Source organism: Xanthomonas sp. DAR 34887, from assembly GCF_041245805.1.
In the GTDB taxonomy this organism is placed as follows: Bacteria; Pseudomonadota; Gammaproteobacteria; order Xanthomonadales; family Xanthomonadaceae; genus Xanthomonas_A; species Xanthomonas_A tesorieronis.
Genome location: NZ_CP162490.1, coordinates 2,743,590 through 2,768,473 on the forward strand (window position 1 = coordinate 2,743,590; position 24,884 = coordinate 2,768,473).

At 66.9% G+C, this 24,884-nt stretch carries 13 protein-coding genes; all 13 read left to right on the top strand.

The annotated features are described in order from the left end of the window. Positions 1 to 19: 19 nt before the first annotated feature. Positions 20 to 2,389 (top strand): methyl-accepting chemotaxis protein, encoded by a 2,370-nt coding sequence (locus AB3X08_RS11715; RefSeq protein WP_369932723.1) that lies wholly within the window; start codon positions 20 to 22, stop codon positions 2,387 to 2,389. A gap of 300 nt (positions 2,390 to 2,689) precedes the next feature. Then, positions 2,690 to 4,936, top strand: a complete 2,247-nt coding sequence (locus AB3X08_RS11720; RefSeq protein WP_369932724.1) for a methyl-accepting chemotaxis protein — start codon at positions 2,690 to 2,692, stop codon at positions 4,934 to 4,936. A gap of 611 nt (positions 4,937 to 5,547) precedes the next feature. Beyond that, positions 5,548 to 7,791, top strand: coding sequence for a methyl-accepting chemotaxis protein (locus AB3X08_RS11725; RefSeq protein WP_369932726.1), 2,244 nt, complete (start codon positions 5,548 to 5,550; stop codon positions 7,789 to 7,791). A 491-nt stretch (positions 7,792 to 8,282) separates the two neighbouring features. Beyond that, positions 8,283 to 10,850 carry a methyl-accepting chemotaxis protein gene (locus AB3X08_RS11730; protein ID WP_369932727.1) on the top strand — a complete coding sequence of 856 codons (2,568 nt, stop codon included), beginning with the start codon at positions 8,283 to 8,285 and terminating at the stop codon, positions 10,848 to 10,850. 284 nt (positions 10,851 to 11,134) lie between these two features. Then, complete coding sequence (locus AB3X08_RS11735) at positions 11,135 to 13,831, top strand: Cache 3/Cache 2 fusion domain-containing protein (protein ID WP_369932728.1); 2,697 nt, start codon at positions 11,135 to 11,137, stop codon at positions 13,829 to 13,831. Between the two features lie 58 nt (positions 13,832 to 13,889). Beyond that, positions 13,890 to 14,672, top strand: a complete 783-nt coding sequence (locus tag AB3X08_RS11740) for a flagellar brake protein (protein ID WP_369932729.1) — start codon at positions 13,890 to 13,892, stop codon at positions 14,670 to 14,672. 243 nt (positions 14,673 to 14,915) lie between these two features. Then, a complete protein-coding gene (locus tag AB3X08_RS11745) occupies positions 14,916 to 15,407 on the top strand; it encodes a chemotaxis protein CheW (RefSeq protein ID WP_003467814.1) in 492 nt (163 codons plus the stop codon). A gap of 200 nt (positions 15,408 to 15,607) precedes the next feature. Continuing rightward, on the top strand, positions 15,608 to 15,988 hold the full coding sequence (locus AB3X08_RS11750) for a hypothetical protein (RefSeq protein WP_145700032.1): 381 nt from the start codon (positions 15,608 to 15,610) through the stop codon (positions 15,986 to 15,988). Positions 15,989 to 16,088: 100 nt separating this feature from the next. Then, positions 16,089 to 18,470: a methyl-accepting chemotaxis protein gene (locus AB3X08_RS11755; protein WP_369932730.1), complete on the top strand. Its 2,382-nt coding sequence runs from the start codon at positions 16,089 to 16,091 to the stop codon at positions 18,468 to 18,470. 176 nt (positions 18,471 to 18,646) lie between these two features. Beyond that, entirely contained in the window at positions 18,647 to 20,890 is a 2,244-nt protein-coding gene (locus tag AB3X08_RS11760; RefSeq protein WP_369932732.1) for a methyl-accepting chemotaxis protein, read from the top strand. A gap of 159 nt (positions 20,891 to 21,049) precedes the next feature. Continuing rightward, positions 21,050 to 21,619 carry an MCP four helix bundle domain-containing protein gene (locus tag AB3X08_RS11765; protein ID WP_369932734.1) on the top strand — a complete coding sequence of 190 codons (570 nt, stop codon included), beginning with the start codon at positions 21,050 to 21,052 and terminating at the stop codon, positions 21,617 to 21,619. Between the two features lie 52 nt (positions 21,620 to 21,671). After that, on the top strand, positions 21,672 to 23,933 hold the full coding sequence (locus AB3X08_RS11770) for a methyl-accepting chemotaxis protein (RefSeq protein WP_369932736.1): 2,262 nt from the start codon (positions 21,672 to 21,674) through the stop codon (positions 23,931 to 23,933). A 79-nt stretch (positions 23,934 to 24,012) separates the two neighbouring features. Continuing rightward, a complete protein-coding gene (locus tag AB3X08_RS11775; RefSeq protein WP_369932737.1) occupies positions 24,013 to 24,879 on the top strand; it encodes a CheR family methyltransferase in 867 nt (288 codons plus the stop codon). The last annotated feature ends 5 nt before the right edge of the window (positions 24,880 to 24,884 follow it).

The window sequence follows — 24,884 nt, forward strand, 5'->3', positions numbered from 1 at the left end:
ACCGAACCAGGCGATACCGATGAAGATCATGCACATGCTCGCAATCCTGGTGCTGGTGGCGGTGCTGGCGCTGCTGGCGCTGGGCGGCGTCGGCTACGGCGCGCAGCGCGGATTGCTCGACGCGGTCGCCGCGCAGGTCATCTCCTCCGATGCGCTGCGCAACCACATGCAGGCGGACATGATGCACGACGCCTTGCGCGGCGACGTGACCACGGCACTGTTATCGGCCTCGCGCCAGGACGACGCCGGCGTCAAGGCCGCACGCGCCTCGCTGGGCGAGCATGCCGCGGAGTTCCGCCAGGCCCTGGCCGACAACCGCAAGCTGCCGCTGGACCCCGCCTTGCGCCGCGAGCTGGAGGCCGTCGCTCCCGCATTGCAGGACTACATCGATGCCGCGAACCAGGTGGTGAGCCTGGTCGAAACGCACGCTGACAGCGCCGCAGCCTATGCCACCTTTACCGAAAAGTTCGAGCAGCTGGAAACGCGCATGGGCTCGATCAGCGACCGCATCGCGGCGCTGAACGAGGCCAATCGCGCCGCGGCGGAACAGTACAGCCGCCGCGTGACCTGGCAACAGGCCAGCGCCGTGGTCCTGGCGATCCTGGGCCTGGGCCTGGCCGCCGGCTGGATCCTGCGTTCGGTCGCGCGCCTGCTCGGCGGCGAGCCGAGCATGGCCATGGCCGCCGCCCAGCACATCGCGGCCGGCCGCCTGGACCAGCCGATTCCGGTCGCCGCCAAGCACGCCAACAGCCTGATGGCGGCGCTGGCAAGGATGCAGCGCGAACTGCGCGAGCGGATCGAACGCGAGCGTAGCGTCGCCGCCGAGAACCTGCGCATCCGTACCGCGCTGGACAACGCCTCGACCGGCATGTACATCGCCGACCCCGACCTGACCATCGTCTACGCCAACGGCGCGCTGCAGAAACTGCTGCATACCTATGCCGACGATATCCACGCCTGCGCGCCGGCCTTCGAGCGCTCCAGCACCCTGCTCGGCCAGCCGGTGTCGTTGCTGGAAGTGGGCAACTCGCAGGACGCGGAAATCTACCAGCAACTCGACCGCCAGGGCGTCGCGCAGCGCGAGGTGCGCTACCGCGATGCCTGCATCGCGCAGGAAGTTTCCGCGATCCGCAACGAGGTCGGCGCCCACGTCGGCTTCGTCTGCGAATGGCGCGACCGCACCGCCGAAGCCAAGGTCGAAGTGGAGGTGGCCGAGGTGGTGCGCAGTGCCGCCGCCGGCGATCTATCCAAACGCATCGACGGCGACGGCAAGCAGGGCTTCTTCCTGTTGCTGGCACAACAGCTCAACGGGCTGCTCGACGCCAATGCGGCCAGCATCGCCGAAGTGTCGCGCCTGCTCAGCGCGTTGGCCGACGGCGACCTGAGCGCGCGCATGCGCGGCGAGTTCCACGGCGTGTTCGCCACCATGCGCGACGACGCCAATGCCACCGCCGAACGGCTCGCCAGCATCGTCGGCCGCATCCAGCAGGCCGCCGGCAACATCAACACCGCCGCCAGCGAGATCGCCGCCGGCAACGACGACCTGTCGCGCCGCACCGAGCAGCAGGCCGCCAGCCTGGAAGAAACTGCCGCTTCGATGGAGGAACTGACCTCCACGGTCAAGCAGAACGCCGAGCACGCGCGCCAGGCCAACCAGCTCGCGGTCGGCGCCGCTTCGGTCGCCTCGCAGGGGGGCGCCGTGGTCAGCCAGGTGGTCACCACGATGAGCGGCATCGAGACGTCTTCCAAAAAGATCGCCGACATCATCAGCGTCATCGATGGCATCGCGTTCCAGACCAACATCCTGGCCTTGAATGCGGCGGTGGAAGCGGCGCGTGCCGGCGAGCAGGGCCGCGGCTTCGCCGTCGTCGCCAGCGAGGTGCGCACCCTCGCCCAGCGTTCGGCCGGCGCGGCCAAGGAGATCAAGAGCCTGATCGACGACTCGGTCACCCGCGTCGCCGAAGGCTCGGCGCTGGTCGACCAGGCCGGCCGCACCATGCAGGAAATCGTGTCCTCGGTGCAGCGCGTCACCGACATCATGGGCGAGATCTCCGCTGCTTCGCAGGAGCAATCCGCCGGCATCGAGCAGGTCAACCACACCGTCACCCAGATGGACGAGGCCACTCAGCAGAACGCCGCGCTGGTCGAGGAAGCCACCGCCGCGGCGCGCGCGATGGAAGAACAGGCTGGCCAGCTCAGCGAGACCGTGGCCATGTTCAAACTCGACGGCGGCGTGTCCGGCGCTGCAGTCGCGGTATCGACCGCGGCGAAGATGCCAGCGCAGCGACCTGCGCCGGCGGGCCGGACGCGCAAGCCTGCCATTCGCGCGGTCCCCGCCAATCGCGCCGCCGCCACTACCGCGACCGAAACGGACTGGCAGGAGTTCTGATGGAGGAATGCAGCGTCATACGAGCGACGCTGCATAAATGCCCACTTCCTGGTGTAGGGGAAACAGTCGCCAACTGTCAGGAAACGCATTACGACCAAGTTTCTATACACCACAGAGGACGCGCGCCGATATTACATTCAGGTGACGGCGCCAGACCCGCATAACAACGCAGTCGAATTTATTGCTCCATTTGCTTACCGCCACGCCTCGCCGCTCCAGGTTTTGCCTTCGCTATCGGTTTTGCTCAGCAAGCCTGCAACCGGACCGTCAGCCAACCTTTGGTAATCAAAGAGGTCAGCCATGAATTCGTTCCTGCAACGCTACAACGTCGGCCGCCGTCTCGGCGGCGCCTTCGGCCTTCTGATCCTGCTCTCCTGCCTACTGGTTGCGGCAGGCCTTGTGTCCATGTCGCGCGCCCAGACAGAACTGGACAAGATCGTAAAGAGCAACGTCGAAAAGACCCGGATCAGCAATAACATGCTCGATTCCAACAACAATATCCTGGTCGCGCTGAGCACCCTGACGATGGTCACCAGCGACGAACTCAACCGACAGGCAGAAGCCGATATCCAGAAAAACCGCCAGCGCTATACCGATTTGCGCAAGGCACTGGATGCATTTCCTCCCACCGCAAAAGGCAAAGTGGTGCGTGCCAAGATCGATGCCGCGCGCACGACAGCACGTGGATTGAACGACCAGGTCATCGCGCTCGCCAAAGTCAATCGCAACGCCGAAGCGCAGGCGCTGATGATCGAACGTTCGCGTCCCGCGACCCTGACCTGGAACGGATATATCAAAGAGAATGTGGAGCTGCAGAACCAGCAGTTGCAAGCGGCCTACGCCGAGGCCACGCACGCGATGGCCAGCGGCCGCACCATGCTGATCGCCGGCGGCGTAATGGTGCTGATCGTTAGCAGCCTGCTGGCCTGGGCGATCACCCGCAGCCTGACCCAGCCGCTGAACCGCGCCACCCGCGCCGCCGAGGCCATCGCCGACGGCCGCCTGGACAACGATGTGCGCACCGATGCGCGCGACGAACCCGGTCGCCTGCTCAACGCGATGGACAAAATGCAGACGCAGTTGCAGCGCTTCTCCCGCGAGACCTCGCAGATGATCGAACTGCACGCCGATAAGGACATGACCCACCGCATGCCGCTGGATTTCCCCGGGGTCTACGGCGATCTCAGCAAGGGCATCAACACCATGATGTTCGAGCACTTGGACGCCATCGTCGATGCGATCGCAGTGCTCAACGAATACGCCAACGGCGACCTGCGCCGCGATGCGCGACGCCTGCCGGGCAGCCGTGCGGTGCTGCACGAATCGATGGACGCGGCCAAGGCCAGCCTGCTGGCGATCAACACCGAGATCAAGCGCCTGGCCGCCGCGGCCGCGGCCGGCGACTTCAGTGCGCGCGGCGATGCCGAGCATTTCCAGCACGACTTCCAAGCGATGGTGCAAGGCCTCAACGCGATGATGGAAGTCAGCGACCGCAACCTCGGCAAGCTGTCCACACTGCTGCAGGCCATCGCCGCCGGCGACCTGACCGCGCGCATGCACGGCGAATTCCATGGCGTGTTCGCCAGGATGCGCGACGACGCCAACGCCACTGCCGACCAGCTGACCGGTATCGTCGGCCGCATCCAGACCGCGGCGGTCAGCATCAACGCAGCCGCCACCGAGATCGCCGCGGGCAACGACGACCTGTCGCGCCGCACCGAGCAGCAGGCCGCCAGCCTGGAGGAAACCGCCGCCTCGATGGAAGAGCTGACCTCCACCGTGAAGCAGAACGCCGAGCATGCGCGGCAAGCCAATCAGCTTGCGGCCGGTGCCGCCAGCGTGGCCACCCAGGGCGGCGATGTGGTCGGCCAGGTGGTCACCACGATGAGCGGCATCGAGGCATCGTCGAAGAAGATCGCCGACATCATCAGCGTCATCGACGGCATCGCGTTCCAGACCAACATCCTGGCGCTCAACGCCGCGGTGGAAGCGGCGCGTGCCGGCGAACAGGGCCGCGGCTTCGCCGTGGTCGCCAGCGAGGTGCGCACCCTCGCCCAGCGTTCGGCCAATGCCGCCAAGGAGATCAAGGGCCTGATCGACGACTCGGTGACCCGCGTCAGCGAAGGTTCGGCCCTGGTCGACCAGGCCGGCAGGACCATGCAGGAAATCGTGTCCTCGGTGAAACGCGTCACCGACATCATGGGCGAGATCTCGGCCGCTTCGCAGGAACAGTACGCCGGCATCGAACAGGTCAACCAGACCGTGACCCAGATGGACGAGACCACCCAGCAGAACGCGGCGCTGGTGGAAGAAGCCACGGCTGCGGCGCGCTCGATGGAGGAACAGGCGGGACAGCTCACCGAAGCGGTGGCCGTGTTCAAGCTCGACGAAGTTCCCGCGGCGACGCGTCATCGCTCCACGGTCAGCGCGCCGCAAGTGGCGGCCGTGGTCAAGGCGCAGGTGGCCGCCGCGACGCGCGCGGTGCGCAATGCACCCAAGCGCGCAGCCGGCGGCGGTGGCGGCGACGCCAGTTGGCAGGAGTTCTGAGTGCTGCGGCCGCCATGCCGGCTACGGCATGGCGGCGATTATCCAGGCTGCTCAGACAATCGGCCGCAGCTTCAGCAGTTGCAACGGCCTCGAATGAACGGAAAGCCCGAATCGCGGATTCGGGCTTTTTCATTTCCGCACCCGGGATAGGTGCCGCGGCTACGGTCCCGAACAACTCAGCACCTCGTCGTAGATCGAACGTCAGGCGCACCTGAGCCCAACTCGCCGCCCAGCATCGTGTGTGGCTTATTTTGCCAGGCATGGGAATCATTCTCATGCACGACAAAGTTGGTCGAACGCCCACATGCTTTTCGGGATGCGCACCCCTAACTCAACATTTTTCGGCTCCTAACCTAAAGTCCACCCGGTCGGTGCCGCTAAAAGTCTCACTATGAGAATTTGTCTACAAAATACTACTAAGGTTTTTGTTCCGACCTAGATGGAGCCGCCGTTGTCGAGGCTGCGGCGGCCCCCAAGTGAGCGGCTCCCATGGCTTCTCCCTGCATGTGCGTCACGTCTGCTGAGCTCCGGCGCCACGCAGACCGCTCTCTCCCGCCGGGTAAGCGTTTCCACAATTCGATCACTTCGTTCACCTGACCCGGTAGAGTCCCATGACATTCAAAAATCCGTCCATCTCCACCCAGCTCGCCATTGGCTTCGGCGCCGTGGTGCTGGTCATGCTCGTCGTCGGCGGCATCAGTCTGAGCAGCCAGTCCAAATTGAACAGCGCGATGGGGATCAACGAGCACACGTTCCAGGTGCTGGCGACCGGTCAGGAGATGCAGGAGAACGCGCTGAATATCGAGACCGGCACGCGCGGCTACCTGCTGTCCGGCGACAAGCAACACCTGCAGCCATTCGAGAAGGGCCAGGCTGCGTTCGCAAAGGGCTATGCCGACGCCAGGCAGCTGACCGTGGACAATCCGGTGCAACAGGCGCGCCTGGCCGACGTGGACAAGGCCTACCAGCAACTGTTGGCCGTGGAGAAGGACACCATCGGCATACGCGAAGGGGCCGATGGCGCCGAACAGTCTCTGGCTGTGTTCCGTGAGGGACGCGACCGCGCCGCCATGGGCAAGATCCGTCAGCTGCTGGGCGATTTCGCCAACGAAGAGAATAGCCTACTGGCCAAGCGCAGCGCCGAGCTGGAAGCGGTACGCGCCCGTGGCAAGTGGTCGGTGCTGATCGGCAGCCTGATCGCGGTGCTGGTCGCTGTGGGCATGGGCCTGCTGATCCGCCGCCAGTTGGTCAAGCGGATGGGGCAAGCCATCTCGGTCGCCGACGCCATCGCCTCGGGCAATCTCGACAACGCCATCGACACCCGGTCGCGCGACGAAACCGGCCGCCTGCTGATCAGCATGGACAAGATGCAGACCCAGTTGCAGGCGGTGCTGGCCGCGCAGGTCGAAATGGCTCGGCGCCATGACGCCGGCCAGATCAGCTACCGCATGGATGCCAAGGCGTTCCCGGGACAGTATGGCCGCATGGTGCACGACAGCAACGAACTGGCCGGTTCGCACATCGCGGTGAAGCTGCGCCTGGCGCAGATCATGGGCCGCTATGCGATCGGCGACCTCAGCGAGAACATGGACCGCCTGCCCGGCGAGAAGGCCGTGCTGACCGAGACGATGGACACGGTCAAGCACAACCTGACCGCGATGAACCGCGAGATCAGCCAGCTCGCCTCCGCCGCCGCGGCCGGCGACTTCAGCGTGCGCGGCGACGCCGAGAGCTTCCAGTACGACTTCCGCGCCATGGTCGACAATCTCAACCGGCTGATGGCCACCGCCGACGGCAACCTGAAGTCCCTGTCCGCGCTGCTCCAGGCCATCGCCGCCGGCGACCTGACCGCACGCATGCACGGCGAGTTCCAGGGCGTGTTCGCGACCATGCGCGACGACGCCAACGCCACCGCCGAGCAGCTGACCGCCATCGTCGGCCGCATCCAAGCCGCCGCGGTCAGCATCAATAGCGCCTCCAGCGAGATCGCCACCGGCAACGACGACCTGTCGCGCCGCACCGAGCAGCAGGCCGCCAGCCTGGAGGAAACCGCCGCCTCGATGGAGGAACTGACCTCCACGGTGAAGCAGAACGCCGAGCATGCGCGCCAGGCCAACCAGCTCGCGGTCGGCGCGGCCTCGGTCGCCTCGCAGGGCGGCGACGTGGTCGGCCAAGTGGTGACCACCATGAGCGGCATCGAGACCTCCTCGAAGAAGATCGCCGACATCATCAGTGTCATCGACGGCATTGCCTTCCAGACCAACATCCTCGCCTTGAACGCTGCGGTGGAAGCGGCGCGTGCCGGCGAACAGGGTCGTGGTTTCGCCGTCGTCGCCAGCGAGGTGCGCACCCTCGCCCAGCGTTCGGCCAATGCCGCCAAGGAGATCAAGAGCCTGATCGACGACTCGGTCAGCCAGGTGTCCAACGGTTCGGCGCTGGTGCGCCAGGCCGGCCAGACCATGACCGAGATCGTGTCCTCGGTGCAGCGCGTCACCGACATCATGGGCGAAATCTCGGCCGCCTCGCAGGAGCAGTACGCCGGCATCGAGCAGGTCAACCAGACCGTGACCCAGATGGACGAAGCGACGCAGCAGAATGCTGCGCTGGTCGAAGAAGCCACGGCAGCGGCACGCGCGATGGAAGAGCAGGCACGCGAGCTCACCGAAACCATCGCGGTATTCAAGATCGACGACGCTCCGGCGCCGGTGGCCGCGAGCCGGCGCCAGGCGATCAGCGCACCGGCCACGACCACGGTGGTCAAGGCACCGGTGGCGACGACGACGCGTGCCGTGCGCAGCGCGCCCAAGCGAGTGGCGAGCGGTGGTGGCAGCGATACCAGTTGGCACGAGTTCTAAGTCGCACTGCCCTCGCCATGTCGCGTCCGGCATTGCGAGGGCGCTTACGAAAAGCGGACGGCCCTGGCCGCCCGCGTGACCTGGATTTGAAACACCTAGTTTTTGCGACCGGCGCAAGCTGCGCCGATCGCGCGACGCATCGCCGTGGCAACGGCGCCATTCTGGAGCGCAAAGCTTCGACGCTCAGCACGTTGGTCCTGAGCAATACGGCAAATCCGCTGCAATCCAATCGTCACGGCGATGCGACAAAGGTAATCGCCGCCTGACCCGTGCGTGGGTATCGCTTCAACAATCTGATCGGCTTGCCGTTAAACCATTCACTTCCGAACGCTCCCACAGACAGCCATCGCCATGACGTCTCTCGAATCGCGCTGCGCCCAGTCTGTACCGCTGCCCTTGGCGGCCGTGTTGCAACGGCCGGCCGCGAACGCCAGACCATTGCAGTCGCGGACGCCTGATCTGTCACCCCCGATGACGCTCAGAGACTTTCCATGACGCTGTTCAACCAGGCCGCCGCCAGCCATCCCCTGCCCCCTTCCTCACTGCACCGACCGCTGCGCGTTTGGCATGACCTTGCCATCGCCAGGAAGCTCAGCATCATCGGCATCCTTGTTCTGCTCGGATTGGCGATCCCGGTCCTGCTCTACAGCGACAAACTCAACGAAAGCGTCGCCATCAGCCGCAACGAACTGCGCAGCTATGCGCCGCTGCGCGAGATGCTCTCGCTGCTGGGGGCGCTGCAGGCCGAACGCGTCGAAACCGGCGCCGGCGCCGCCGAGGCGGCACGCGCCGCCGGCCGGTCCTTGGCCGATTTGCAGCAGACCGTTCCGGCGTTGCCCGGCTTCGAACGCAGCGACAAGGCCTTGGCAAGCTTGCACCAGGCGCTGGCGAACGGACGCGGGGACAGCGCCGCGGTCGCCGAACAGGCCGCCGCCGCGCTGGATGCGCTGCGCGACGACAGCCAACTGGTCTATACCCCGTATGTGGAGAGCTACCACCTGGTGGTGGCCAGCCTGATCTACGGTCCGGATACCAGCGAAGCGCTGACCCGCCTGGATGCGGCAGCGGATCCGTCGCAGGCCGGCGCGGATGCGCCCGTGCTGCGCGAACAGATCGCGCAGATCGCGCGCGACCATGCCCGGCTGCGCAACGAACTGGAAAAGGCGGTGAGCCTGCTCGAGCAACCCGATCCTGCGCTGGCCGCGGCCGTCGCGACCGAATCGGGCCGCGCCGACGCTGCCTTGCAACAACTCTCCGCCGCCCTGGACAGCCGCGCACCCGACGCCGACCGCCGCTGGAACGGCGCGCTCGACACCTGTGGCCATGCGCTGCAGGCGCTGAGCGCGACCTCGCTGCAAGCCCTGCAGCGGCAGTCGGCACGGCATCTGGACGAGGCGCGCAGCGCGATGTGGTGGACGATCGCCGGGCTGAGCGTGCTGACCCTGCTCATCGTCGCCTTGTGCGCGCATACGTTGTCGGCACTGACCCGCAATGTCCGCAACGCCGCCAGCGTCGCCGCGCAGATCGCGCAGGGCCGCCTGGACACCGCGATCGCGGTCAGCAGCCGCGACGAAAGCGGCCAGTTGCTCGCAAACATGCAGCAGATGCAGCAGCAGCTGCAACGCGTGCTGGCCGCGCAGGTCGAGATGGCGCAGCGCCACGACGCCGGCCAGATCAGCTATCGCATGGACGAAAGCGTTTTCCCCGGCGACTACGGACGCATGGTCCGCGACAGCAATGCCCTGGCCGCGGCGCATATCGCGGTCACGCAACGCCTGGCGCAGATCATGGGCCGTTACGCGATCGGCGACCTCAGCGAGGACATGGACCGCCTGCCCGGCGAGAAAGCCGCGCTGACCGCGACCATGGACACGGTCAAGCAGAACCTGGCCGCGATGAATCGCGAGATCAACCAGCTCGCCTCCGCTGCTGCGGCCGGCGACTTCAGCGTGCGCGGCGATGCGCAGCGCTTCCAGTACGACTTCCGCGCCATGGTCGACAGCCTCAACCAGTTGATGGCCACTGCCGACGGCAACCTGGACGCCTTGTCCACCCTGCTGCAGGCGATCGCCGCTGGTGATCTGACCGTGCGCATGCGCGGCGAGTTCAACGGCGTCTTCGCCGGGATGCGCGACGACGCCAATGCCACCGCCGAACAGTTGGCCGGCATCGTCGGCCATATCCACAGCGCCGCGATCAGCATCAATGCCGCGGCCAGCGAGATCGCCACCGGCAACGACGACCTGTCGCGCCGCACCGAGCAGCAGGCCGCCAGCCTGGAAGAGACTGCCGCCTCGATGGAGGAGCTGACCTCCACCGTGAAGCAGAATGCCGAACATGCACGCCAGGCCAACCAGCTTGCGGTCGGTGCGGCCGCGGTCGCGGCGCAAGGCGGCGACGTGGTCGGCCAGGTGGTCACCACGATGAGCGGCATCGAGGCATCGTCGAAGAAGATCGCCGACATCATCGGCGTCATCGACAGCATCGCGTTCCAGACCAACATCCTGGCCTTGAATGCGGCGGTGGAAGCGGCGCGCGCCGGCGAACAAGGCCGCGGCTTCGCCGTGGTCGCCAGCGAAGTGCGCACCCTCGCCCAGCGCTCGGCCGGCGCGGCCAAGGAGATCAAGCGCCTGATCGACGAGTCGGTCGGCCAGGTGGCCAACGGCTCGGCGCTGGTGCGCCAGGCGGGCCAGACCATGGCCGAGATCGTGTCCTCGGTGCAGCGGGTCACCGACATCATGAGCGAGATCTCCGCCGCCTCGCAGGAGCAGTACGCCGGCATCGAACAGGTCAACCAGACCGTGACCCAGATGGACGAGAGCACTCAGCAGAACGCCGCCTTGGTGGAAGAAGCCAGCGCCGCGGCACGCGCGATGGAAGAACAGGCCGGGCAGCTAGCCGACGCGGTCGCAGCGTTCAAGCTGTCCGACACCGCAGCGATGTCTACGCTCCGCGTGCATCCCGCGCCGCCTCGCCCTGCATTCAAGCAGGCCGCCTTGTCCGCGGTGCGCTGCGCACCGATCGCCGTCGCCACGGGCACCAAGTTGCGCGGGTTCTGATCTGGCCTAGCGCGGCCGCCACGCACCGGTGCCCGCGCGCCAGAACGCGGATACGCTTGCGCTCCGTCTGCATACGCACGCCGGAGCGTTTGTCGCATTCCGACTGGCCTGCCCGCTTTGAAAATGTCTCGACCCTGTCCCACAACTGTCTCGAGGCAGGTCGAAACGCCGGAAATTAGAGTTGCAACCAGCCGGTATCCGGTCAACTTTTCGTCATCGCCGCCGATAGGACCTTCACGCGCCGCTCACACGGGCGCTCCTGTCCCGTCCGCATAGGCGTTCCCATGAAAAAGTTCAGCCATCTCTCGGTCGGCACCAAGCTGTCGGCCTTGCTCACCATCGCGATCAGCGTGGCGCTGGTGCTGCTGGCCACCTTGATCTATCGGCAGTCTGCCGCCAGCCACGAGACCCAGGTCCTGAAGGAAATCGCGTCGGCCACCACGCTGATGAATCAGTCGGTAGCGATGTACGACCGAGTCCTGGGCGAGGAGACCGACCGGATGGGGCAACTGTTCGCGACCATGCTGCCCGCTGGCGCGCCAGAACTGGAGCCAGCCAAGACGGTACAGATCGGCGACGTGCAGACGCCGACGCTGCGCCTCGGGTCGCATGTGCTGAATCTCGATTTCGCCGCGGTGGACCATTTCACCGAGGCCAGCGGCGGCGTGGCGACCGTGTTCGTGCGCAGCGGCGACGACCTGGTCCGGGTCGCGACCTCTCTGCACGACCAGTCCGGCGCGCGCGTGGTCGGCACCGTGCTGGACCATGCGCATCCGGCCTATGCGCTGTTGCTGCAGGACAAGCCCTACACCGGGCCGGCAAACCTGTTCGGCAAGGACTACATGACCCATTACCGGCCGCTGCGCGATGCGCAAGGCAACTTGGTCGGCGCGCTGTTCGTCGGCCGCAACTACACCCAGGGCCTGGCCGCGCTGCAGGAACGCCTGCGCAGCACGCGCATCGGCGAAGACGGCCATTTCATCGCCGTGGACATGCATCCGGCGCGGCGCGGGCAGTTGCTCGCGCACCCGGCCTCCAAGGCCGCCAACGTGGAGGCGCTGGTGGTGGACGCGGACAAGCCGTTGCTGCAGGCCTTGCTCGACGGCAAGCAGGCCAGCGCGACGCTGCGGCTCAAGCGCGACACCACTGCAGACGCGGCGGCCGAGCCGTTCCTGGTCACTGCGCAGGCCTACCGGCCGTGGCAATGGGTACTGCTCGGCGCACAGCCGCGCAGCGCCATCGAGGCGCCGCTGCAGGCCTTGATGCGCAGTATCCTGATCTTCTCGGCCTTAATGCTGGTCGGCTGCGCCGTGCTGGTGTTCGTGCTGGCGCGGCGCATGGTGTCGCGGCCGCTGGCGGTGGTCGAGCAGGTGGTCGGCGACATCGCCGCCGGGCGCCTGGAAAGCCATATCGAAGTCGGCGACGGCCAGGACGACGTGAGCCGGCTGCTGCACGGCATGCGCCGCATGCGCGATGATCTGCGCGAACGGCTGCGCACCGAGCGCGTGGTGGCCGCGGAGAATCTGCGCGTGCGCGTCGCGCTGGACGATGTCAGCACCAACGTGATGATCGCCGACGCCGATCGGCGCATCGTCTACGTCAACCGCCCGCTGGTGAAGATGCTCGGCGACGTGCAGGACGACCTGCGCCGCGACCTGCCGCACTTCGACGTGCAGACGCTGATCGGCAACACCATCGACGTGTTCCACCGCCACCCCGAGCACCAGGCGCGCCTGCTGGCCGAACTGAAGACCACATACCGCGCGCAGATCCGCGTCGGCGGCCGCACCATGCGCCTGATCGTCAATCCGGTGATCGACGAGGACGGCAACCGCCTCGGCTTCGTCGTCGAATGGGCTGACCGCACCGACGAGGTGGCGGTGGAAGAGGAAATCGCCGGCATCGTGCGCAGCGCGGTCGCCGGCGAGCTCGACGGTCGCGTCCGCCTGGACAACAAGCAGGGCTTCCTGTTGCTGCTGGCCGAACAGATCAATGCCCTGCTGGAAGCCAGCGCCTCCGGCCTGGGGCATATCCAGCACATGCTGCAGGCGCTGTCGGAAGGCGACCTGTCCACCCGCATCAACGCCGACCTGCAGGGCGTCTACGCCAACATGAAGGACCACGCCAACACCACCGCCGAACAGTTGGCCGGCATCGTGCGCCAGATCCAGGGCGCCTCGGATGCGATCAACACCGCCGCCGGCGAGATCGCCGCCGGCAACGACGACCTGTCGCGCCGCACCGAACAGCAGGCCGCCAGCCTGGAAGAGACCGCCGCCTCGCTGGAGGAGCTCACCTCCACCGTCAGGCAGAACGCCGAGAATGCGCGCCAGGCCAACCAGCTCGCGGTCGGCGCCGCCGCCGTCGCCACCCAGGGCGGCGACGTGGTCGGCCAGGTGGTGAGCACGATGAGCGGCATCGAGAGCTCGTCGAAGAAGATCGCCGACATCATCTCGGTGATCGACGGCATCGCCTTCCAGACCAATATCCTGGCCTTGAACGCGGCGGTGGAAGCCGCGCGCGCCGGCGAACAAGGCCGCGGCTTCGCCGTGGTCGCCAGCGAGGTGCGCACCCTCGCCCAGCGCTCGGCCAATGCCGCCAAGGAGATCAAGAGCCTGATCGACGACTCGGTCGGCCAGGTCGCCGACGGCTCGACCCTGGTCCGCCAGGCCGGCCAGACCATGAGCGAGATCGTGGCCTCGGTGCAGCGCGTCACCGACATCATGGGCGAGATCTCCACGGCCTCGCAGGAGCAGTCGGCCGGCATCGAACAGGTCAACCAGACCGTGACCCAGATGGACGAAGCGACGCAGCAGAACGCGGCCCTGGTCGAGGAAGCCACCGCCAGTGCGCGCTCCATGGAAGGCCAGGCCGGCGAGCTGGCGCGGGCGGTCGCCTCGTTCACCCTGGACCGGCGCCCGCCGGCCGGCAACGTCGCCACATTGCATCCAGGCTACAAAAAAGCCGGACACGGCCGATAGCATCGTGGGACGGGCGGAATGCGCCGTCCCGTCCCATCCACGATCCCGTTGCCCACCCATGGCCGAAGGCATTCCCAGCGACTCCCCCGAACTGTCTGCGCACGAGGCGACGGAGCAGGACGACCGCTTCCTGCTGACCAACCCGCGCCAGATCCGGCAGCTTCTGCAGTCGCTGATCAACCAGCGCTCGCAGATCAGCGCGCATGTGGGCGGCCGCGACCAGGCGTTCTCGACCGCGCTGCTGGAACTGGACGACGACAGCCTGCTGTTGGACCTGAGCGTCAACGAGGCCAACAACCGCATTGCCGAGCAGGCCGAGTACCTGTTGTGCTTCGCCCAGCTGGACAAGGTCCGGCTGCGCTTTCGCATCGCCGACCTGGAACGGGCCGACGGCGACGGCACGCCCGGGTTCCGCGCGCCGCTGCCCGATTCGCTGTACTATCTGCAGCGCCGCGAGCACTTCCGTCTGGAGACGCCGATCACCGAATCGCCGATGTGCGTGCTGCGCCTGGACGATGCCAGCCCGCCCACCGAACTGGTACTGCGGGTCATCGACATCAGCGGTGGCGGCGTGGCGGTGGCGCTGGTCCCCGGCCAGCCGGTACCGGAGCAGCGCCAAAGCTATCCGCGCTGCGTGCTGCAGTTGCCCGACGCCGACGCCATCAGGCTGACCCTGCAGGTCTGCAACATGTATCCGCACAAGCTGGCCAACGGCCAGGACACGCTGCGGGTGGGGCTGCGCTTCGCCGACCTGCCGCGCGGCGCCGACGCGGCGATCCAGCGCTACATCTTCCGCATCGAACGCCAGCGCAGTGCGCGCAAGAGCGGCGTACTGTCCTGAACGGTCCCCGCTCACGCACAGCGCCCTGTAGGAGCGGCTTCAGCCGCGACCGAGGCGTTACCAGGGAAAGTCTAGTCGCGGCTGAAGCCACTCCTACGGCGCATCCTTAATGGACCGCACCGGCCGGGTCGGCACGGCGACAGCACCGCTAAAGTTCCGCCCCGCCACGCCGATCTAGTGCAAGAGCCGCATTTCCCGCTTCCCGCCATCCCTCCGCAATCCCGTGCGCACCAGGAGCACACGATGAACGACAAGAACACCTCCGCCTCCGGCGCCACCGGCGGCGAATTCCTCAGCTTCACCCTCGGCGAAGAGCATTACGGCGTCGACATCCTGAAGGTGCAGGAAATCCGTGGCTACGACTCGGTGACCCGGGTGCCGGACGCTCCGGAGTACATCAAGGGCGTGATCAACCTGCGCGGCACCATCGTGCCGGTGATCGACCTGCGCCTGAAGCTGCGCCTGAAGGAAGCCCGCTACGACGCCTTCACCGTGATGATCGTGCTCAACGTCGAGGACCGCGTGGTCGGCATCGTCGTGGACAGCGTGTCCGACGTGATCCCGTTGAACGAAGAGCAGATCCGGCCGACGCCCGAATTCGGCGCCGCGGTCGACACCCGCTTCATCTCCGGCATCGGCACCCAGGACGACAAGATGCTGATCCTGCTGGACATCGAGACCCTGCTCGACAGCGCCGACCTGAGCCAGCACGCCCACGTCGACGAAGCCGCCTAAGCGCCTCGCAACGCGGCCGCGCCGCGGTTGCGCCTGCCATTCCCGACCCGCCGTCCATCGGCGGGTTTTTTCTTTCGGAAATGCGAACTGTTTATCACTTGCGTCGGTCAAGTTCGTCGTTACCACGCCGATAGCTGATAGGTGGCCCGATCCAGCACCTGGGCCGACCCATTTCGCCCACCCCTAAAGGAGTTTCCCCCATGAAGCCGAGCTTTCCCCTGTTGCTGGTCCTGCTGCTTGCCGCCAGCCCGAGCGCCTTCGCCCAGTCGCAGCAGATGATCCCGCCGGAAATGGCGGCCCGCTTCGTCGGCAAGGACGGCATGGTCTGCGGCAAGGTCGAGAAGGCCAAGTACGCGCAGAACTCCGAAGGCGAGCCGACCTTCCTGTACATGGGCGGCATGTTCCCGCGCCACACCTTCTCCGCGCGCATCGCCGGCGCCGACCGCGGCAAGTTCGGCTTCGCGCCGGAGACCCTGGAAGGCAAGGACGTGTGCGTGATCGGCAAGATCGAACGCGACAGCTCGCGCGCCGAGATCCAGGTCAGCGCGCCGTCCAGCCTGAAGCTGGCCACGATCAAGTAAGACAAAGCGTCGCCGCGCCGGAGCCCATGCGCTCCGGCATGGCGGCGCTTTTGTCTTCTGGCGCTTCGCCACCGTTGTCGAACCAAGGGGAAATGTGTTCATGCAGTGGATAAAGAATCTGAAGCTGATGCCGAAGCTGATGCTGGCGTTCGGTCTCGTGCTCGCCATCATGTTGGTGCAGGGGTTTGCTGCCTACAACGGCCTGCATTCGCTGAACGAAGGGGCCAGCCTGGTTTCAACGAATGTGGTGCCCAGCGTGCGCACCGGCGGCGAGATCCGCGGCATCCTGGGCGAGTACCGCAATGCTGCGTACCAGAACCTGATCCGCAGCAGCGACGCGGTCAAGAAGGAATCGGAAGCGCGCAAGATCGCCCTGAGCAAGAAGCTGCAGGAGATCTTCGACACGTATTCGCCACTGATCGGCAGCGAAAAGGAACGCGCGATCTACGATCGCACCGTCGCCGACTGGAAAAAAGCCAGCGACTCCTACAAATCGGTCGACGAGATGCTGCAGCTGGAACTGCACGACGATGCGATCGACACCTTCACCGGCGAGACCCGAACCCTGCACAACAAGGTGGTGGCCGACGTGGTCGAGCTGATCGCCGAGAACGATCGTCAGGCAGTGACCGCGGCGGAACAGGCCAACGGCACCTACAAGAAGGCCTCGGCCACGCTATTGGTCTGCCTGCTGATCGGCGTCGCCGGCGCGGTGGGTCTGGCCTGGCTGTTCGGGCGCATGCTGGCCAACAATGTCCGCGGCGCGGTCAAGGTCGCCAACGAGGTCGCCGCCGGCAAGCTCGACGGGCACATTGACGCCAACGGCAAGGACGAGATCGGCGAACTGATGCAGGCGCTCAAGCGCATGCAGCAGGACCTGCGCGAACGCACCGAGCGCGATGCGGCGGTGGCGTCGGAAAACCTGCGCATCCGCACCGCGCTGGACAACTCCTCCACCGGCATGTTCATCGCCGACCTGGACCACACCATCGTCTACGCGAACCCGTCGATGCAGGGCATCGTCGACAAGTACGCCGACCATATCCATAAAGTTGCCCCCGCGTTCAATTCGAGCATGCCGCTGGTCGGTTCCTCGCTGTCGGTGCTGGAGTACGGCAACCAGGTCGACACCAGGACCCTGGCCACGATCGAGAAACAGGGCGTGGCCGAGCGTGAAATGGCCTATGGCCCTGCGCGCATCGCCCAGATCGTCTCCAGCATCCGCGATGCGCACGGCAGCCATGTCGGCTTCGTCTGCGAATCCCGCGACCGCACCGTCGAGGCCCAGGTCGAAGAAGAAGTGGCCAAGATCGTGCAGGCCGCCGCCGCCGGCGACCTGTCCGGGCGCGTGGCCACCGACGGCAAGCAGGGCTTCTTCTTGCAGCTGGCGCAGCAGCTCAACGGCCTGCTGCAGGCCAACGGCGACAGCATCGGCGAAGTCTCCAAGCTGCTGACCGCGCTGTCGCAAGGCGACCTGACCGCGCGCATGCACGGCGAGTTTCACGGCGTGTTCGCCACCATGCGCGACGACGCCAACGCCACCGCCGAGCAGCTGGCCGCCATCGTCGGCCGCATCCAGGCCGCCGCGGTTAGCATCAACGCCGCCGCCGGCGAGATCGCCGCCGGCAACGACGACCTGTCGCGCCGCACCGAGCAGCAGGCGGCGAACCTGGAAGAAACCGCCGCCTCGATGGAGGAACTGACCTCCACCGTGAAGCAGAACGCCGAGCATGCGCGCCAGGCCAACCAGCTCGCGGTCGGCGCGGCCTCGGTCGCCTCGCAGGGCGGCGACGTGGTCGGCCAGGTGGTGAGCACGATGAGCGGCATCGAGACCTCCTCGAAGAAGATCGCCGACATCATCAGCGTCATCGACGGCATCGCCTTCCAGACCAACATCCTGGCGCTCAACGCGGCGGTGGAAGCGGCGCGCGCCGGCGAACAGGGCCGCGGCTTCGCCGTGGTCGCCAGCGAGGTGCGCACCCTCGCCCAACGCTCGGCCAATGCGGCCAAGGAGATCAAGGGCCTGATCGACGCCTCGGTCACCCAGGTCGCCAACGGTTCGGCGCTGGTGCGCCGGGCCGGCCAGACCATGAGCGAGATCGTGTCCTCGGTGCAGCGCGTCACCGACATCATGAGCGAGATCGCGGCGGCGTCGCAGGAACAGTCGTCCGGTATCGAGCAGGTCAACCAGACCGTCACCCAGATGGACGAGACCACGCAGCAGAACGCCGCGCTGGTAGAAGAAGCCACTGCTGCCGCACGCTCGATGGAAGAGCAGGCCGGCCAGCTGACCGAAGCGGTCTCGATCTTCCGCGTGGAACAGTCGCAGGCGGCCAGCGCGCCGGCGCCGCGCCATGCGCAGGTGCATTCGATCCACACGGTGGCGAAGAAGCCGGTCGCGGTGCCGCCGAGCAAGCCGGCGCTGGCCACCGGCAAGAAGTCCGTACCGGCCCTGGCCGATTCGGACTGGCAGGAGTTCTGAGGCACCGGCAGTCGCGGCATCCAGGCACTCCCCGATCCCCGGCCCTGCGCCGGGGATTTTTTTGTCGGCCATGCCACGGTCGGCCCTGATCGCGCGGCCGGCCGGGGCCGGGTTGTCTCAACTTTGTCACCGCCGCGCCGTTAAGACCTTCGAGAACCACTCAAGGTGTCCATCCAATGTCGTATCCGTCGCTCGTCGCCCGCCTGTCGGATCTGCCGCTGCGTCGCAAGTTCGTCTTGCAAACCCTGCTGCTCGGCGGCGGCATCGTGCTGCTGGCGATCATCGCCGCGCGCATGCAGTACGTGGATATCCGCAACACCCGCGAGCAGGCGCTGAAGAGCCAGATCGAGCTGGCGGTCGGCGTGGTCCAGGCCTATGCGGCCAAGGTGGACAGCGGGCAGATGCCGCTGGCCGAGGCGCAGCGCACTGCGCTGGCCACGCTGGAGTCGATGCGCGCCCGCGGTGGCGTGGACTATTTCTACGTGCACGACATGCATCCGACCATGCTGATGCACCCGACCCGCCACGATCTGGTCGGCAAGGACATCGGCAACGTGCTCAGCGCCGACGGCAAGCCGATCTTCCGCCAGTTCGCCGCGGCGGCCGCGGCCGGCGGCGGCTATGTGGACTACCTGTGGCCCAAGCCCGGCAGCGAGAAGCCGGTCGAGAAAGTCTCCTACAACGCGCCGTTCAAGCCCTGGAACTGGGTCATCGGCACCGGCGTGTACATGGACGACGTGCAGGCGCAGGCGCTGCTGTTCACCGGGGTGATGACCGTGGCCGGCGGCGTGCTGGTGCTGATCACCTTCGGCATCAACTGGCTGATCGGCAGCTCGGTGCTGGTGCCGGTGTCGCGCACGCTGCAGGCGATCCGCGCGGTCTCCAGGGGCGACCTGAGCGTGCGCATCGACAAGCCCGGACGCGACGAGACCGGGCAGATGCTGCGCGCCACCGGCGACATGATCCAGATGCTGGAACGCTTCTCCAGCGAGACCGCGAAGATGGCGCTGCTGCATGCGGACAAGGACATTTCCCACCGCATGCCGCAGGATTTTCCCGGCGTCTACGGCGACCTGGCCACCGGCATCAACACCATGATGTTCGAGCACCTGGACGCCATCGTCGATGCGATCGCGGTGCTCAACGAATACGCCAACGGCGACCTGCGTCGCGATGCGCGGCGCCTGCCCGGCAGCCGCGCGGTACTGCACGAATCGATGGACGCGGCCAAGGCCAGCCTGCTGGCGATCAACACCGAGATCAAGCGCCTGGCCGCCGCGGCCGCGGCAGGCGACTTCAGTGCGCGCGGCGATGCGGCGCACTTCCAGCACGACTTCCGGCTGATGGTGCAGGACCTCAACGCGATGATGGAGGTCAGCGACCGCAACCTGGGCCAGCTGTCCACGCTGCTGCAGGCCATCGCCGCCGGCGACCTGAGCGTGCGCATGCAGGGCGAGTTCCGCGGCGTGTTCGCGACCATGCGCGACGACGCAAATGCCACCGCCGACCAGTTGGCGGACATCGTCGGCCGCATCCAGACCGCAGCGCTGAGCATCAACACCGCGACCACCGAGATCGCCGCCGGCAACGACGACCTGTCGCGGCGCACCGAGCAGCAGGCCGCCAGTCTGGAAGAGACCGCTGCCTCGATGGAGGAACTCACCTCCACCGTGAAGCAGAACGCCGAACATGCGCGCCAGGCCAATCAGCTTGCGGTCGGCGCGGCTGCGGTCGCTTCGCAAGGCGGCGACGTCGTCGGTCAGGTGGTGACCACGATGAGCGGCATCGAGACCTCCTCGAAGAGGATCGCCGACATCATCAGCGTCATCGACGGCATTGCCTTCCAGACCAACATCCTCGCCTTGAACGCGGCGGTGGAAGCGGCGCGCGCCGGCGAACAGGGCCGCGGCTTCGCCGTGGTCGCCTCGGAAGTGCGGACGCTGGCCCAGCGCTCGGCCAACGCCGCCAAGGAGATCAAGGGCCTGATCGACGACTCGGTGACCCGGGTCAGCGAAGGCTCGGCCCTGGTCGACCAGGCCGGCAAGACCATGCAGGAGATCGTGTCCTCGGTGCAGCGCGTCACCGACATCATGGGCGAGATCTCCGCCGCCTCGCAGGAGCAGTCCGCCGGCATCGAGCAGGTCAACCAGACCGTCACCCAGATGGACGAAGCCACCCAGCAGAACGCCGCCTTGGTCGAGGAAGCCAGCGCGTCGGCGCGGGCGCTGGAAGAAGAGGCGCGCCGGTTGAGCGAGGCCGCAGCGGTGTTCCGGCTCGGTACCGGCGGCGGACGTCCCGCTGCAACCGCGCCCGTTCGCGCCGCACCCACGCCGTCGCGTCCAGCAATGGCCAAACCCGCCTCGCGCCAGCCGGCGGGCAAGCATGTGGCGGTGGCCGAAACGGACTGGGCCGAGTTCTGAGCGCAACGATGCGGTCCAGCCTACCGGACCCGCATCACAGTTGTGCCCGTACGAGGTCCCGCCGATCTCAAGCGGCAGGCGTCGCGGTCGATATTGAATTAACGATGCGTGAATGCGATCGCCGCAGCCACCTCGTCATTGCCGCTTCGGGAGCCTGAGATGCCGCGCTATACCGATCTGAAACCGTCCCTGCTCACGTCGCTGCTGTGCTTGCTCGGCTGCGCCGCGGTGATCGGGGTGGCACACCTGAGCACTCGCACGCTGGACGACTCGCGCCAGCACCTGCTGCAGTTGCAGACCCGGCAAGCGCCGTCGGCGATGGCCTTGCGCGAGCTGCGCGCGCAGCTGGCGGAATTGCGCCTCTACCAGCTGTCGCTGATCGCCGCGACCGGCGATCCCGCGGAAGTGGCCGACTGCGACCGGCGCATCGAACGCGCGCTGCGCGGCGCACGCGCGCAGGTGGCGCGGTACATCGCCACCGCGCCGAGCGGCGACGAGCGCCGCCGCTTCGCCACGGTCCAGGCGGAGCTGGACGCCTATCTGCAGTTGCACCGGCAGATCAGCAGCGCGGTGCATGCCGGCGACCGCGAACGCGCCCGCCAACTGTCCACGCAACAGGCGCTGCCGCAGCGTCGCGCCTTGTTCGCCGACCTGGAGGAACTGGGCCGTATCAACGCGGCACATGCGCTGCACCCGGAGGCCGCCGCGCCCGTCTACGTCGCCCGCTAGCCTCGCCGCGTTACTGCCTCGTCATCGCCCAATCCGCTGCACGGAAACGCCAATGAACGTCTTCAACCACCTGAAAATCCGCGACAAGCTGATCTTCGCATTCGCCCTGACCACGCTGCTGACGTTGATCCTTGGCGTTTTCACCTATTCGCGCACCACCATGTCGATGGCCGAACTCAGGCGCATCGAATCGGATTGGGTGCCGGCCACGCAGGCGCTGGCCGAAGTGCGCGCGCAGCTCGGGGAGTTCCGCACATACGAACTGGCGCAGATCGCGCGCGCCAACGACCCCGACGCGATGGCCGACTATTTCAAGCGCATGCAGAAGGTGCGCACGGAGGTGGCGAAGAACCAGGCCGTCATCGAGCGGGTGATGCTGGAAAAGACCCAGAAGCAGATGTATGCCGGGGTCAAGGAAAAGCTGGATGCCTACCTGCAGACCAACACGCTGATGGGCGATGCGCTGCGGGCCGGCGACGTCGCCGCCGCGCAGGTCATCTCCGACAAGCAGTCGCGGCCACTGCGGCGCGATCTGTTCGAGCGGATCGTGGCGCTGACCGACTACAACGTCGCCCAGCTGAACCAGGAGATGGACACCATCAACACGCAGCTGGCACGCACCAAGCTGCTGATCATGAGCCTGCTCGCGCTGGCCATCGCGGCTGCCGCCAGCGTCGGCTGGATGATTTCGCGCGGCATCGCGCGGCAGCTCGACGCGGCCCGGCAGCTGTCGCAGGCCATCGCCCGCGGCGAGCTGGACAGCGGCGTGCGTGCACGCTCCAACGACGAGATCGGCCAGCTGATGGGCGACATGCTGGACATGCGCAGCCGCATCCGCGAAGTGATCGACGCGCAGAACCAGATGGCGCAACGCCACGAACAGGGCACGATCAGCTATCGCATGGACGCGAGCGCCTTCCCGGGCGACTACGGCAACATGGTCAGGGCCACCAACGACCTGGTCGCCTCGCACGTGGCGGTGAAGCTGCGTCTGGTGCAGATCATCCAGCGCTATGCGATCGGCGACCTGTCCGAGGACATGGAGCGCCTGCCCGGCGAGAAGGCCGTACTGACCGAGGCGATGGACACCGCCAAGGCCAACCTGACCGAGATGAACGCGCAGGTCAAGCAGCTGGCCGAGGCCGCAGCGGTCGGCAACTTCAGCGCGCGCGGCGACGCCGAGCGCTTCCAGTACGACTTCCGCACGATGGTGCAGAACCTCAACGCGATGATGGAGGTCAGCGACCGCACCCTCGGCGAATTGTCGCAGCTGCTGCAGGCCATTGCCGCCGGCGACCTGAGCGTGCGCATGCAGGGCGATTTCCACGGCGTGTTCGCCAGGATGCGCGACGACGCCAATGCCACCGCCGAGCAGCTGGCGGCCATCGTCGGCCGCATCCAGAGCGCGGCCGCCAGCATCAATGTCGCCTCTTCGGAAATCGCCGCCGGCAACGACGACCTGTCGCGCCGCACCGAGCAACAGGCGGCCAGTCTGGAAGAGACCGCCGCATCGATGGAAGAACTGACCTCCACCGTGAAGCAGAATGCCGAGCACGCGCGCCAGGCCAACCAGCTCGCGGTCGGCGCGGCATCGGTCGCATCGCAGGGTGGCGACGTGGTCGGCCAGGTGGTGGCCACGATGAGCGGGATCGAGACCTCGTCGAAGAAGATCGCCGACATCATCAGCGTCATCGACGGCATCGCGTTCCAGACCAACATCCTGGCGCTCAATGCCGCGGTGGAAGCGGCGCGTGCCGGCGAACAGGGCCGCGGCTTCGCCGTGGTCGCCAGCGAAGTGCGGACGCTGGCGCAGCGTTCGGCTGGCGCCGCCAAGGAGATCAAGGGCCTGATCGACGACTCGGTGACCCGCGTCGCCGAAGGTTCGGCGCTGGTCGATCGCGCCGGGCAGACCATGCAGGAGATCGTGTCCTCGGTGCAGCGTGTCACCGACATCATGGGCGAGATCTCCGCCGCCTCGCAGGAGCAGTCCGCCGGCATCGAGCAGGTCAACCAGACCATCACCCAGATGGACGAAGCCACCCAGCAGAACGCCGCCTTGGTCGAGGAAGCCACCGCCGCGGCGCGCACGCTGCAGGCCCAGGCCGGCCAGCTCAGCGCCACCGTCGCCGAGTTCAAGCTGGACCCGCAGGTCAGCGCAGCGGCAGCGCAGGCCGCGCCGATCGCAACGGCCAAGCCGTCCGCGCGCGCCAGGCCCTCGCCGGTGACCGGTGCGGCGCGTGCACCCACGCGCATCCGCAGCGCGGCGGGCACGGCACGCGCCAGCGCCGCCGAAGACCAGTGGCAGGAGTTCTGACGACGGCCGCGCCTTGTTCCGGCGTCAATTTCGCTCGGCGCCGGCCGATAACCCGATAGACCGATTACCGCTGCGAGCCATGGCCACTCCAACGTCTTCCCTGCCCCACCCCGGTTCCGACAATCGCGACTTCGAATTCAGCGATCGCGATTTCAAGCGGGTCTGTGACCTAATCTACCAGAAGGCGGGCATCGCGCTGGCCCCGGCCAAGCGCGACATGGTCTATGGCCGCCTGTCGCGGCGCCTGCGCACGCTGGGCCTGCGCTCGTTCCGCGAGTACCTGGACTGGCTGGAGCGCGACGGCGGCGACGAGTGGGAGGCGTTCACCAACGCGCTGACCACCAACCTGACCTCGTTCTTCCGCGAGCCGCACCACTTCGAGCGGCTGCGCGAGGAACTGCAGAAACATGCCGCCTCGGCGCCGTTGAAGATCTGGTCGTGCGCCTCGTCCACCGGCGAGGAGCCCTACTCGCTGGCGATCACCGCCTGCGAGGCATTCGGCACGCTGACCCCGCCGGTGCGGATCCTGGCCACCGACGTGGACACCCAGGTGCTGGCGACCGCCTCGCGCGGCGTGTACGCGGTCGATCGCATTTCCAGCCTGGACCCGGCGCTCAAGCGCAAGTACTTCCAGCGCGGCAGCGGCGCCAACGAAGGCCAGTGCCGGGTGGTGCCGGCGCTGCGCGAGCTGCTCGAGTTCCGCCAGTTGAACCTGCTGGAGCCGCGCTACGACGTCAGCGGCCCGTACCTGGCGCTGTTCTGCCGCAACGTGATGATCTATTTCGACAAGCCCACCCAGCGTGGCATCCTGTCGCGGCTGATCCCGCATCTGGATGACGAAGGCATGCTCTATACCGGCCATTCGGAAAACTACCTGCATGCGGCCGACCTGATCCAGCCGTGCGGCCGCACCCTGTACCGGCGCGCCGCCAAGGCCCGCGCATGAGAGCC